General features: G+C 42.9%; 12 protein-coding genes and 1 tRNA gene. 6 read left to right on the forward strand and 7 right to left on the reverse strand.

Going from position 1 to position 12,709, the window contains the following annotated elements; translation table 11 throughout:
• Position 1 precedes the first annotated feature (1 nt).
• Positions 2-454 carry an SRPBCC family protein gene (locus tag F8C76_RS17445; RefSeq protein WP_129656169.1) on the reverse strand — a complete coding sequence of 151 codons (453 nt, stop codon included), beginning with the start codon at positions 452-454 and terminating at the stop codon, positions 2-4.
• 122 nt (positions 455-576) lie between these two features.
• Here F8C76_RS17445 and F8C76_RS17450 point away from each other — a divergent pair, with 122 nt between their 5' ends.
• From F8C76_RS17450 to F8C76_RS17475, 6 genes are all read left to right on the forward strand, one after another.
• The gene (locus F8C76_RS17450) at positions 577-1,452 is read left to right on the forward strand and encodes a peptidyl-prolyl cis-trans isomerase (RefSeq protein ID WP_249042453.1); all 876 of its coding nucleotides are present in this window, start codon (positions 577-579) and stop codon (positions 1,450-1,452) included.
• The gene (locus tag F8C76_RS17455; RefSeq protein WP_152132825.1) at positions 1,436-2,842 is read left to right on the forward strand and encodes a peptidylprolyl isomerase; all 1,407 of its coding nucleotides are present in this window, start codon (positions 1,436-1,438) and stop codon (positions 2,840-2,842) included. Before F8C76_RS17450 ends, F8C76_RS17455 begins: the two co-directional genes overlap by 17 nt.
• A 4-nt stretch (positions 2,843-2,846) precedes the next feature.
• Positions 2,847-3,800 carry an AAA family ATPase gene (locus F8C76_RS17460; RefSeq protein WP_152132826.1) on the forward strand — a complete coding sequence of 318 codons (954 nt, stop codon included), beginning with the start codon at positions 2,847-2,849 and terminating at the stop codon, positions 3,798-3,800.
• A 103-nt stretch (positions 3,801-3,903) separates the two neighbouring features.
• Complete coding sequence (locus F8C76_RS17465; protein ID WP_152132827.1) at positions 3,904-6,171, forward strand: aconitate hydratase; 2,268 nt, start codon at positions 3,904-3,906, stop codon at positions 6,169-6,171.
• A gap of 80 nt (positions 6,172-6,251) precedes the next feature.
• Positions 6,252-6,812, forward strand: a complete 561-nt coding sequence (locus F8C76_RS17470; protein WP_152132828.1) for a TlpA family protein disulfide reductase — start codon at positions 6,252-6,254, stop codon at positions 6,810-6,812.
• Between the two features lie 7 nt (positions 6,813-6,819).
• The gene (locus F8C76_RS17475; protein WP_152132829.1) at positions 6,820-7,380 is read left to right on the forward strand and encodes a TlpA family protein disulfide reductase; all 561 of its coding nucleotides are present in this window, start codon (positions 6,820-6,822) and stop codon (positions 7,378-7,380) included.
• On the opposite strand, the gene F8C76_RS17480 is transcribed toward F8C76_RS17475, so the two are convergent.
• The 6 genes from F8C76_RS17480 to F8C76_RS17505 form a co-directional block, all read right to left on the reverse strand.
• Entirely contained in the window at positions 7,367-7,834 is a 468-nt protein-coding gene (locus F8C76_RS17480; protein WP_152132830.1) for a sterol desaturase family protein, read from the reverse strand. The two genes, F8C76_RS17475 and F8C76_RS17480, sit on opposite strands and share 14 nt — an antisense overlap.
• Positions 7,835-8,674, reverse strand: a complete 840-nt coding sequence (locus F8C76_RS17485; protein WP_129656177.1) for a phytoene/squalene synthase family protein — start codon at positions 8,672-8,674, stop codon at positions 7,835-7,837.
• Positions 8,671-10,131 (reverse strand): bifunctional phytoene desaturase/3,4-desaturase, encoded by a 1,461-nt coding sequence (gene crtID / locus F8C76_RS17490; protein ID WP_152132831.1) that lies wholly within the window; start codon positions 10,129-10,131, stop codon positions 8,671-8,673. Before crtID ends, F8C76_RS17485 begins: the two co-directional genes overlap by 4 nt.
• Positions 10,132-10,139: 8 nt before the next feature.
• Complete coding sequence (locus tag F8C76_RS17495) at positions 10,140-11,039, reverse strand: MerR family transcriptional regulator (protein WP_152132832.1); 900 nt, start codon at positions 11,037-11,039, stop codon at positions 10,140-10,142.
• A 162-nt stretch (positions 11,040-11,201) separates the two neighbouring features.
• Positions 11,202-11,285 (reverse strand) — tRNA-Leu (locus tag F8C76_RS17500).
• 113 nt (positions 11,286-11,398) lie between these two features.
• Positions 11,399-12,709: a TolC family protein gene (locus F8C76_RS17505; protein WP_152132930.1), complete on the reverse strand. Its 1,311-nt coding sequence runs from the start codon at positions 12,707-12,709 to the stop codon at positions 11,399-11,401.

Raw genomic sequence — 12,709 nt, forward strand, 5'->3', positions numbered from 1 at the left:
GTTATGTGTCAAGAACGGATATTCCTTTTTCGGCAAAGGCCTTAAAATCCTGCATATAGGTCAAGGATTGTTTCTTAAAAGCTCCGGGCATTAAAAACCCCATGACTTTCATGCCCAATCCAGAGAATTGAAATTCGCACTCGGAAACCCATTTGGTTTGTCCATCCACTTCGTGAAAATAGTTTTTTTGGATATTGTGCACGCCTTTCGCGTCGTAAATGGTATGGAGTTCTTCCGGTAAATTGCGCTTTATGATGGTTTCCACCATTTGAAGGTCACGTTTTCCCATTTTATAGGTGAGGCTCATTTGAGCACCTTCCAATCCCGGTTTTACAGAGAGTTGTTCGTAACCTACGAGGCCTTTTTGCCAATGCTTCATGTTCTCGGGGTCATCCAATTTTTTTATGAATTCATCACGCGGTAGGTCCACGGTAACTTCAGTGGTGTACTTCATTCCATCTGGTTTGTGCCAAGATACTAAATTATCCTTGTCTTTGCCCGCATACTAAAAATCTGTTAATGAGAAAGGAACCTACTTGTATGGGATGTTGTATTTGTTATTTTTGCGCAATGCATATGCTCCAAAAAAACATTCTGTACCTACTTTGCTGTACTTCAGCAGTGTTGATTTCCTCTTGTAGCTCCTTTTTTAAGGAGCAGGAGGAAAGGGAACCTCTGGCCCGGGTAGGGGATACCTATTTGTATAGGGAAGATGTTGCCGCCTTGGTTCAAGACGATATGTCTGCCGAGGACAGTACCCTGTTTGTGACCAATTATATCAACAATTGGGCTTCAAAGCAATTGTTGTTGTCCAAATCAAAGATCAACCTTCCAGAGGAAAAATTGGCCGAGTTTGACCGATTGGTCTCCGATTATCGCGCGGACCTGTATACTAGGGCCTATATCGAGGCTTTGGTGCTTCAGGCCAAGGACACTGCGGTGACCCGTTCACAACTGGAACAGTATTACGAGCGGGAAAAGGAAAATTTTAAGCTCAACGAAAAACTGGTGCAGCTCCGCTTTGTGGGCATGCCCAACCAGTTTTTGGATTTGGACGGCGTAAAGACCCGCATTCGGAATTGGAAGGATTCGGACAAACGTTACTTGGATTCCATTGCGGTGCAGTTCAAGAAAATGCATTTCAACGATTCCGTTTGGGTAAGTGCCTCGAGGGTGGTGGAGGAAATACCGCCCCTAACCCCATCAAATGAGACCTCGTACTTAAAAAAATCACAATTTTTTGAGCTGCAAGATTCGTTAGAGGTATATTTGGGCATCGTGACCAACGTTCTGGAAGTCAATGATACAGCTCCTTTTGAGTATATTGAGCCCGATATACGGCAGTTGATATTGAACCGAAGACGGTTGAACTACATCAAAAAACTGGAAACCGAAATTATAGATGAAGCCATTAAGAAGAAAGAATTTGAGGTTTATGAAGACAAAAAATAGAATAGTGTGGGCGTTGGCCTGTGTTGCATCGTTGGGGATTGTTCAGGCCCAAGAAATGGACGAGGCTTTGGGAACCGCTCGGGACACTACAAATTCTTCCAATAAAATAAAATTGGATGGAATTGCTGCGGTAATAGGGGATTATGTAATCTTGGAATCCGATATCGATAAAACGTTGATAGACCTGAAAAGTCAAGGAGCTTCAGTACAGGATATCACCCGCTGTGGCCTTTTGGGAAAGCTTATGGAAGACCGTTTGTATGCCCACCAGGCCGTGCAGGACAGTTTATTGGTTTCCGATGATCAGGTAAATGCGCAGAGCGATAGACAGATCCAACAGCTGATTGCGCAAGTGGGTTCCATGGAAAAAGTATTGAAGTTCTACAAGAAAACCGATATTGAGAGTTTTAGACAGGAACTTTTTGAAATCAATAAATTGAACATGCTGTCCGAAAAAATGCAGAGCAGTATTGTTGAGGAGATTAAGGTAACACCGGAAGAAGTACGACAGTTCTTCAATAAGATACCCGAGGAAGAAAGACCTGTTTTTGGAGCTGAGTTGGAAATCGCACAAATTGTGAAACAACCTACGGCACCGGAGGAAGAGAAGCAAAAAGTGGTCGACAGATTGAAGCAGATCAAACAGGATATAGTGGAAAACGATGCCAGTTTCAATGTAAAGGCCATATTGTATTCCCAAGACCCTGGATCAAAATCAAATGGCGGTTTTTACAGCATGACCCGTGAAACTCCATTTGTCAAAGAATTCAAGGATGTGGCTTTCAGCCTTCGGGAAGGGGAAATATCTGACCCTTTTGAGACCGATTTTGGATACCACATCATTTATGTTGAAAAAATCAGGGGACAGGAATTGGACTTGAGACATATTCTTTTGATTCCTGAAGTGCCTAAGAGTGCCGTTGAAAAGGCGGTAAAGGAGCTGGATAGCATTCGACAACATATTTTGGATGGAAAATACACCTTTGCGGAAGCTGCCTTGAACTTTTCGGATGAAAAAGAGACCAAATTTGATGGAGGCCTTCTTCGAAACCCCATCAATTTTGATTCCCGTTTTGAATTGACCAAGATGGATCCAGCCCTATACAATCAAGTAAGGGATATTAAGGATGGTGAAATTTCACGACCATTACGGGAAGATGACCCTAGGGGAGGAGCTCCTAAGTTCAAGATCATGAAGATTTCCAACCGGTATGATGAACACAAGGCCGATTTCGCAAAAGATTACTTAAAAATACAGGAACTGGCCCTACGTGAAAAGCAGTTCAAGGCCATTAAAAAATGGATGGACGAGCATATAGAGGACACTTATATCCATGTGAACACGGAAAACAAGGATTGCGATTTTGCAAACAACTGGGTAAAGGAATAAGTGCATGTCTGACGTAACTGCTGTTGAAAATCTAGTAAAAAAACACCAAGAACTTAAGAAGGAAATTGCCAAGGTCATTGTGGGCCAAGAGCAGGTAATTGAACAAATACTGTTGTCCATTTACACGGGAGGACATTCCCTTTTGATTGGTGTTCCCGGTTTGGCAAAGACCTTAATGGTCAATACCATTGCACAGACCTTGGGGCTAGATTTTAAACGCATTCAGTTTACGCCCGATTTAATGCCCAGCGATATTCTGGGGAGTGAGGTTTTGGACAAGGACCGTAACTTCAAATTTATCATGGGCCCTGTTTTCGGTAATATCATTCTTGCGGATGAAATCAACCGTACACCACCCAAAACGCAGGCGGCTTTGTTGGAGGCCATGCAGGAACGGGCGGTGACCATTGCAGGAAAACAACACAAACTCAACAAGCCTTACTTTGTATTGGCCACCCAAAACCCGATTGAACAGGAGGGAACCTATCCACTTCCTGAAGCGCAATTGGACCGGTTTATGTTTGCCATTGAGCTAAAATATCCATCCATAGCGGAAGAAATCCAAGTGGTAAAATCCACCACCACCGATGATGAGGTGGAAATAAAAACCTTGTTCAATGCCGAAGAGATCATTGAGGTGCAGCATTTGGTACGTAGAATTCCCATTGCGGACAATGTGGTGGATTACACGGTTCGATTGGTGCACAGTACCCGACCGGGTATGGAAGGTTCTTCGGACTACGTGAACAACTATGTGGATTGGGGAGCAGGACCAAGGGCTTCACAGAATTTGGTATTGGCCGCCAAGGCCCATGCAGCCATTCATGGCAAGTTTTCTCCGGACATTGAAGATGTAAAAGCGGTGGCAGTTGGCATACTTCGCCATAGAATCCTTAAAAACTATAAGGCGGAAGCCGAAGGTATTACCGAAGAGAAAATAATATCAGAATTGTTATAAATAACAAATCTTCTAACATTATTTAGATCAATTCTAATTCCAAAATACTTAGCATTTTAGTAAATTTACCGAATTACTAAAATCTTAAAATTCATTTAATAGAATGGCATTTGATATAGACATGATTAAGGGTGTCTACGCTTCCATGGGGGAGCGTGTGGACAAGGCCCGGGAATTGGTTGGTAAACCGTTGACTTTAGCTGAAAAAATATTGTATTCCCACCTTTGGGATGGTACACCCACCACAAAATTTACCCGTGGTAAAGATTATGTTGATTTTGCTCCAGATAGAATCGCTTGTCAAGATGCAACCGCCCAGATGGCATTGCTTCAGTTTATGCAAGCAGGAAAAGATAAAGTAGCGGTTCCAACTACAGTTCACTGTGACCACTTGATTCAGGCCAAGGAGGGTGCTGCTACCGATTTAAGGCATGCCAACGAGACCAGTAAGGAAGTTTTCGATTTCTTAGGTTCGGTTTCCAATAAATACGGAATCGGATTCTGGGAACCAGGAGCTGGTATCATTCACCAAGTTGTATTGGAAAACTATGCCTTCCCTGGAGGTATGATGATCGGTACCGATTCGCACACGGTTAATGCTGGTGGATTGGGAATGGTAGCCATCGGTGTTGGTGGTGCCGATGCCGTGGATGTAATGGCCGGTATGGCTTGGGAGTTGAAATTCCCAAAATTGATCGGTGTAAAATTGACCGGTAAACTATCCGGTTGGACCGCACCAAAAGATGTTATCCTTAAGGTTGCTGAAATCCTTACCGTAAAAGGAGGAACAGGAGCTATCGTGGAATATTTTGGCCCAGGAGCCACTTCCATGTCTTGTACAGGAAAAGGTACCATTTGTAACATGGGTGCTGAAATTGGCGCTACCACTTCCACATTCGGATACGATGAGTCTATGGAGCGCTACTTGAGAGCTACCGATAGGGAAGATGTTGCCGATGCAGCCAATGAAGTAAAGGAATATTTGACCGCAGACCCAGAGGTGTATGCCAATCCAGAGCAGTATTTTGATCAGGTTATTGAAATCAACTTGACAGAATTAAAGCCGTTGCTAAACGGACCTTTTACTCCAGATTTGGCTACCGAAGTGGGTACCATGACGGAAAAAGCCCAAGCGAACGATTGGCCATTGGCCGTTGAGTGGGGATTGATAGGTTCTTGTACCAACTCTTCTTATGAAGATTTGTCCAGAGCATCTTCAATCGCGCAACAAGCCTTGGATAAAAAATTGAAGACCAAAGCCGAATTCGGAATCAATCCTGGTTCTGAGCAAGTACGATATACTACCGAGCGTGATGGAATTTTGGAAATCTTTGAAAAGTTGGATGCCAAGATTTTCACCAATGCCTGTGGACCATGTATTGGTCAGTGGGCGCGTTACAAAGATCCAAAGAATGCACCTAAGAACAGTATTGTGCATTCCTTCAACCGTAACTTCGCCAAGCGTGCTGATGGTAACCCAAATACCCACGCTTTCGTAGCATCTCCAGAAATGACCGCTGCCATCGCGATTGCTGGTCGTTTGGACTTCAACCCATTAACGGACACCTTGATCAATGAAGATGGTGAGGAAGTAATGTTGGATGAGCCAACAGGATGGGAATTGCCACCAAAAGGATTTGAAGTAAAGGAAAACGGTTATGTGGATCCTTTGGAAGATGGTAGCGGTGTGAATGTAATCGTTGCTCCAGATTCTGAGCGTTTGCAATTGTTGACTCCATTTGAGCCCATCACTCCTGCAAGCCTTCAAGGTATGAAGTTGTTGATCAAAGCATTTGGAAAATGTACTACGGATCACATTTCCATGGCCGGACCATGGTTGCGTTACAGAGGACATTTGGACAATATCGCCAACAACACTTTGATTGGAGCTGTAAATGCCTTCAACCAAAAGACCAACTTTGTTAAAAATCAGTTGACAGGGGAGTACGGTGGTGTTCCAGATACCCAACGTGAATACAAAAAAGCAGGAATCAAGACTTTGGTTGTGGGTGACCATAACTACGGAGAAGGTTCTTCAAGGGAGCATGCTGCCATGCAGCCTCGCCACTTAGGCGTAGCCGCTGTTTTGGTGAAGTCTTTCGCAAGGATTCACGAAACCAATTTGAAAAAGCAAGGAATGTTGGCCTTGACCTTCGCCAATGAAAGCGATTACGATTTGATTCAAGAAGATGACACCTTCAACTTCTTGGACATAGATCAATTTGCTCCGGACAAACCATTGACCATTGAGGTAGTACATGCCGATGGAAGCAAGGATACCATCATTGCCAACCATTCATACAACAATGCTCAGATTGCATGGTTTAATGAAGGCTCCGCATTGAACTTGATCAAAAAGGAGAATGCCTAAATTATTTTTTAGATAATTCAAGAAAACTCCTGATATTGTTAAAATGTCAGGAGTTTTTAATTTTAACCAAATCCCCCAGAATGAAGATCAGTAAAAAGACTGCCCTCAATATTGTACTGATTTTGTTCATACTTTCCTTTTTTGTGACCCCATTGGGACACTATGGAAAGATTTTTCTCAATCGGATACTTGCGTTTTCCCCTCCGGTGATAGAACAATCCCAAAGGCAGACCATTGCGGATTATGACTGGAAACTAAAGGATGGGGAGTGGAACATTTTCAATTTTGAAAAGTCCAAGGGAAATGTGGTGTTCATCAATCTTTGGGCCTCGTGGCGCTTACCTAGCGAAGCTGAATTGGGAAGTGTCCAGGAGCTGTATGACCGATATAAGGGTAAAATGGATTTCTATATCATTACCAATGAGAATAGGCCACCCGTGGAAGCTTTTATGGAGGAACATGGATTTACGTTTCCGGTAACCTATTTGATTATTGGGGAGAAAATGCCCATAGACGCCCAAAAGGTTCCTTCGTCGTATTTGATTGATAGATCCGGGCATATTGTCATTCATCAAAAAGGTATTGCGGATTGGAGCAATCGGAAATTATACAAAGTGTTGGATACACTGATAGAAGAGTAGGTGCAGTATGAAATTTTCCAAAGAACAGATCAGTAACGGAATATGGTTGTTGGCCATTGTCTTGATTCTTTTTACCCCAGTGGGGTTTCACCTTAAGGTTTTGGTGAGCAAGCTTATTTCCACCAGTGCCGATGTGGTGGACACTGAAGAACAAAAGACCCTGACCAACTATCAATGGGGACTTGTGGATGTAAAGGGCCAACGTATCAATTTTGAATCTTTTAAAGACCAAGTGGTGGTGGTGAATATTTGGGCCACCTGGTGCCCACCCTGTGTGGCAGAATTGCCCAGCTTTGTGGAACTCTATGGGGATTATAAAGATAAAGTGGTATTCGCCTTTGTGGCCAATGACGATAGGGATAAGGTGCTTCAGTTCCTAGAAAAGAAGGGATATCAGCTACCGGTCTATTTTCAAACTACATCCACGCCAAAGGAATTGGTTTCCAAAAGTATCCCGGCTACCTATGTTATCAGTAAATCAGGGAAAATTGTGGTTGATGAAAAGGGAGCGGCCGATTGGAACTCCCAAAAAACAAGGGAATTATTGGATCGCCTTATTTTGGAGTAGTCTGTTGACTTTTAAAATATTTAAACGGAACCAACAACATTCCAAAACATTCCCCGTCTTCCTTACCCAAGTGTTTGTGATGCATTTTATGGGCCCTTCGAACTCCCTTGGCGTACCAATTGTTGGCGTTTCGGAATAATTTGAACCGCTGGTGGATAAAAATATCGTGCACCAAAAAATAAGCTATACCATAAGCCAAAATCCCGAAGCCCAACGGCCAACCATACCAAAATGAAGTATAGTTGCCCAGAAAGAACAACGTCATACTCACCACCGCATAAAAGATAAAAAAGGCATCATTCCGCTCAAACCAAGAGTCATGGTCCTTTTTATGATGGTCTCTGTGGAGGGTCCACAAAAAGCCGTGCATCACATATTTATGGGTAAACCAAGCCATGAACTCCATAAACCCGAAGGTGGCGAAAAAAAGGAATATCCAGAGCGCTATTTTCATTTATACCAGTTGAAGTTTATAGTTGAGGTAGGAATGGGCCAAAAGCCCGAATTTTTGATAATTGGGCACTCTAATCCGAGTGTTCTTGATTTCAAGGGAGGGTGTTCCCTGTAGTTTTTGCAATAATTTTTTGTAATACCGATATGCGGTATATACCCCAAATTTGGCCTGCTCAGGTAATTTAATGATGCCGGAGTATCCCACCGCCAGATCGGCTTTGATCTCGTTGACGATCCTTTTCTTGGAAACTTCATCCAGTTCCAACAAGTTGGTGTTTGGAAAATAGGTCCGGTCCAAATCTTCAAAATCCGCTTTCAAGTCCCGTAAAAAGTTGATTTTTTGAAAAGCGGAACCCAGCGCCATGGCCGATTCCTTGAGTTCCTCATATTTTTCCTTATCGCCATGTACAAAAACACAGAGGCACATCAGTCCTACAACATCCGCTGAACCATAGATGTATTCGCGATATTCATCAAAGGAACCATAGGTTTTCTTAGTCAGGTCCATTCGCATACTGTTCATGAACGATTCCACCAAATGATGCGGAATTTCATATTTATGATAGGTATGCTGAAAGGCATTGAGGATGGGGTTCAGGCTTATCTTATGCGCAATGGCATGTTCCATATCCTTTTCAAAATTGGCAAATAGCTCCTCTTTGTCATAATCATGAAAAGTGTCCACAATTTCATCTGCAAAACGCACAAACCCATAAATATTATAGATATCCGTACGAATGGATGGCGCCAACATTTTTGTGGCCAAGGAAAATGAAGTGCTGTAGGATTGGGTCACAATCTTGCTACAGTGGTAAGAGACATCGTCAAAAATAGTTTTCATTTTTCTAAGTTTTTAATGATTAGATCAGATACCAACTTTCCTGAGATCAGGGAAGGGGGCACTCCTGGTCCAGGCACGGTAAGCTGACCGGTAAAAAATAAATTTTTTACCCTGCTACTTTTGAGGTTAGGTCTTAAAAATGCGGTTTGCCGTAGGGTATTGGCCAAACCATATGCATTTCCTTTATAGGAATTGTACTGCTCCACAAAATCGTTTACACAGAAACTTTCCTTAAATATAATCGAATTTTTTACATTTTGTTGGGTTCGCTTTTCGAACCTATCCATCACAATATCAAAATATTGCTCCCTTAGTTCAGGGGTATCTTCCAATCCTGGGGCAATGGGGACCAAAAAAAATCCCGTCTCGCAGCCTTTTGGGGCCATGGAGGCATCTGTCACCGAAGGGAAGTTGGCATAGAACAAAGGTTCACTGGGCCACTGGGGAGTATCATAAATTTCTTGGGCATGTTTTTCAAAATCCGTATCAAAAAAGAGATTGTGGTGCTCTACATGCTCCAACTTTTTCCGAAAACCAATATAAAAGAGCAGGGAAGAGGGGGCATAGGTCTTTGTTTCCCAATACTCCTCTGAATATTGCCGATGCTTCTGGTCCAACAAGGTTTCGGAATGATGGTAGTCTGCGCCACTGATCACATAATCAGCAAGATGGTTGTGGCCCTTGCAGCGTATGCCAATGACCTCCTTGTCCGACACCAAGATTTTGGATACGGGGCTATCGGTATGTATGGTGACCCCCAATTCCTCGGCCAGACTTTTCATGGCCTTGATAATTTCGTACATGCCGCCCTTGGGATGCCAGGTTCCCAGACCAAAATCCGCAAAATTCATGAAATTGTAGAAGGACGGGGTCTTGCTTGGCTTGGCCCCCAAAAAGAGCACGGGAAATTCCAAAGTGGAAACCAATTTGGGATTTTTAAACCGTTTGCGAACTTCTTGACTGATGCTCTTGAAGAACTGGTCCACCCGAAGTACGGTTTCCTTGGTCACCAGCTCCAATGGGGAAATCCCGGGCCGAAGCACTACTTTATTGATGGCAATGTTATAGTTTTCCTGGGCCTGTTCTATAAAGTTTCTTAGGTGTTCACTGCTACCTTGTTCTATTCGTTCAAACTCCTGACATATTTTCTCCATGGTGTCCCCAATCGTTATCGTGTCATCTTCAAAAAAAACCTTGTAGGCGGGATCCAACCGATCCAACTGATAGTAATCCGAGGTTTTCTTGCCAAAATTGGCAAAGAACTTTTCAAAAATATCCGGCATCCAATACCAACTGGGGCCAATGTCAAAAGTAAAACCCTCCTTTACCATTTGTCTTGCCCTACCACCCACAGTATCGTTTTTTTCAAAGACTTCCACGTCCAGACCCGCTTTGGCCAAATAGCAAGCAGCGGAAAGGGACGAAAAACCGGAACCTATGACAATGGCTTTTTTCATGGGATGCTTTAAATGGATTCCAATAGGTCTTGTATGGAACCAAATGGTTTTATGTAATCGGGGATTTCGTTCTCCGTTAATTCTTGTACCTGATGTCCCAAGACATAGAATTTTGAATCTGGTGGTAGATCTATGACTTCGGAAAATTTGGTGAAATAAGCATCCAAATCACTTTTGGTAGGGGAAACGGTAAAGTAGGAGATGAAATCTATTTTATGATAATATTTGGCGAGGTCCACCAAGCTTTCCACGGGCATGCTCTGTCCCAAATAAATGGATTTGAACCCTCTATTGACAATTTCGTAGTTGATGTACAACAGACCAAGTTCATGGATTTCATTTTCTGGAAGAAAAAGCGCAAAGACTTGATCGTCCCTTGATGGTTTCTGAATCTGGAGGGTCTCGGTGTTGCTGTATATCTTTTGTTTTATGAGGTTGCTGATAAAATGTTCGTGGGCCGGACTAATGGTGTCCGTTTGCCATAGAAGCCCCAATTCATTCAGGAATGGGATAAAGACCTCATTGAATATTTCACTGAACGTTTTAGTGGACAGCAGGGTATCATACGTCTTTAAAAAGAGGGTTTGATCAAAATTGAGCATGGCCATTTTAAGATGGTTGATCACATGGTCTTTGTCCCTATCCTTCAAAGTGATGTCCCTCACCAAATCCGGAATCTGTGATTCGTCCAGTTTGGCAATCTTGGAGATTTTGTATCCGTGGTTGTAGAGCAAGGTTACATTAAGCAACTTCTGCAAGTTTACAATATCATAGGTCCTGATATTGGTATCGGTACGCTCAGGAGAGAACAGTTTATATCTTTTTTCCCAAATGCGGATGGTATGTGCCTTTATTCCTGAAAGGTTTTCCATATCGCGGATGCTGAAAGATTTCTTTACGTTGTTCATCTTTTATCAAAAAACATTAAACAAATTTACAATTTTGACCGAGATAGCCTACTTTTTTATCGTAAAATTTAGGAAAGAAGTTTAAATAATGGAGGGATTTAGGACGAAAAACCTATTGAGGACATTCAGAAAATAAAAAACCGCAACTTAGTTGCGGTTTTGTGCCCACGACTGGAGTCGAACCAGCACGTCCTTACGAACACTACCCCCTCAAGGTAGCGTGTCTACCAATTCCACCACGTGGGCAGGCTTTTATGATCAACGATTGTAATGGGGAATCGTTGAGGGGCACAAATATAATTCTTTTGTAAAAACCTCACTGCACCAAATTGCATTATCGCAGGAAAATATGCTGAATGTTACAGGTCCAGATTTCCGGCCAGTTGTTTAAGGATGATTTCGGATACTTTAGCCTGGAACTTGGCATTGCTGTGCCGTACTCGGGCATTGATGTAGTTCAATTGCGCGGTTCTGAATTCAATGGTGGGAATAATTCCTATCCGGTATTTTTCAACGGTTATATCCAAGTTTTCCTTGGCAATACTCTCATTTTTTTCCTCCAATTCAATAAGGCTGATGTTGGTCAGATACGTCTGATAGGTAGTGCCGACCATCGCAATAAGGGATTGTTTTTGTTGGGCGATGGCAATCTCTGCATTCTCCACGGCCATCTTGCCCAATTTTTCATTGCGGTTTTGGTTGAAGCCATCAAAAAGATTCAAGGTGGCCCCAAATCCATAGTTAAATCCTCTGGAATCCGAGCTAGTGGTAAAGCCCAAGCTGGATTCGGTATGACCAAAATTGTACCCTGTGGACACAAAAACCGAAGGATACCGTGATGCTTTTATCTGTTTCAGTTGTAGCTCACTGATTCTTTTGTTGATGATTTCAGCTTGCAATTGGGGGTTTTCGGCGGCCACTCTGTTTTCCAATTCTTCCAAGATCAAGGCTTGGTCCACGAAAATTTCAGGAGCAACCTGAAAATCAATTTTTAAATCCCGTGCCAATTGCTCGTTCAATTGAATCTTGGTGTTCTTGTACAGTTCTTGCTGACGTTGCATTTGGGTCTGGTCGGTATTCAGGTCCACTTGCGCATTGAGTACCTCCAATTTTGAAGCTTTTCCAATGGTAAAGCGGTTTTGGGCCAGTTCTACCCGTTGTTCGGATATGATCAAAGTGCTGTCCAAAGCGGACAATTGCTGTTGCTGTTGTACCAAATCGTAATAGGTGACCAATACTTCGCCAACTTTGGTGAGGATGACCTGTTTTAACTCGGCTTCCCCCAATTTTTGGGTTTCTTTGAGCTGTTCGTGGTTGGCAAACATGCGGAAACCATCAAAGATGGTCCATTCCAAGGCCACCCCATAGTTCAGGTTTCTGTTTTTGGCATTGTCCAGTTCCACCTCCGAACCATCGGAGCGAACCTGTGACAAATTTTGTCTGCTATTGTTGTCCGTGATATTGGCATCCACTTGGGGAAGCATTCCCGCTTGTCCGGGACTGACCGAAAGTTCATCCATCTTAAGGTCGTTACGGGCCATTTTAACCTGATAGTTGTTTTCCAAAGCGATTTTTACTGCTTCATCAACGGTAAGAAACTCTTGTGCCGTTCCTACAAAACAAACCCCCAATCCAAATAAAAGGACATAAAATTTTAGACGAATCCCCAT

The sequence above is a fragment of the Flagellimonas olearia genome, from assembly GCF_009184425.1.
GTDB lineage: Bacteria > Bacteroidota > Bacteroidia > Flavobacteriales > Flavobacteriaceae > Flagellimonas > Flagellimonas olearia.

What these genes read in the sequence shown, in the direction of transcription:
- F8C76_RS17445 (WP_129656169.1), bottom strand. Translation starts at nt 454, where the DNA reads ATGAAGTACACCACTGAAGTTACCGTGGACCTACCGCGTGATGAATTC.
- F8C76_RS17450 (WP_249042453.1), top strand. Translation starts at nt 577, where the DNA reads ATGCTCCAAAAAAACATTCTGTACCTACTTTGCTGTACTTCAGCAGTG.
- F8C76_RS17455 (WP_152132825.1), top strand. Translation starts at nt 1,436, where the DNA reads ATGAAGACAAAAAATAGAATAGTGTGGGCGTTGGCCTGTGTTGCATCG.
- F8C76_RS17460 (WP_152132826.1), top strand. Translation starts at nt 2,847, where the DNA reads ATGTCTGACGTAACTGCTGTTGAAAATCTAGTAAAAAAACACCAAGAA.
- F8C76_RS17465 (WP_152132827.1), top strand. Translation starts at nt 3,904, where the DNA reads ATGGCATTTGATATAGACATGATTAAGGGTGTCTACGCTTCCATGGGG.
- F8C76_RS17470 (WP_152132828.1), top strand. Translation starts at nt 6,252, where the DNA reads ATGAAGATCAGTAAAAAGACTGCCCTCAATATTGTACTGATTTTGTTC.
- F8C76_RS17475 (WP_152132829.1), top strand. Translation starts at nt 6,820, where the DNA reads ATGAAATTTTCCAAAGAACAGATCAGTAACGGAATATGGTTGTTGGCC.
- F8C76_RS17480 (WP_152132830.1), bottom strand. Translation starts at nt 7,834, where the DNA reads ATGAAAATAGCGCTCTGGATATTCCTTTTTTTCGCCACCTTCGGGTTT.
- F8C76_RS17485 (WP_129656177.1), bottom strand. Translation starts at nt 8,674, where the DNA reads ATGAAAACTATTTTTGACGATGTCTCTTACCACTGTAGCAAGATTGTG.
- crtID (WP_152132831.1), bottom strand. Translation starts at nt 10,131, where the DNA reads ATGAAAAAAGCCATTGTCATAGGTTCCGGTTTTTCGTCCCTTTCCGCT.
- F8C76_RS17495 (WP_152132832.1), bottom strand. Translation starts at nt 11,039, where the DNA reads ATGAACAACGTAAAGAAATCTTTCAGCATCCGCGATATGGAAAACCTT.
- F8C76_RS17505 (WP_152132930.1), bottom strand. Translation starts at nt 12,709, where the DNA reads ATGGGGATTCGTCTAAAATTTTATGTCCTTTTATTTGGATTGGGGGTT.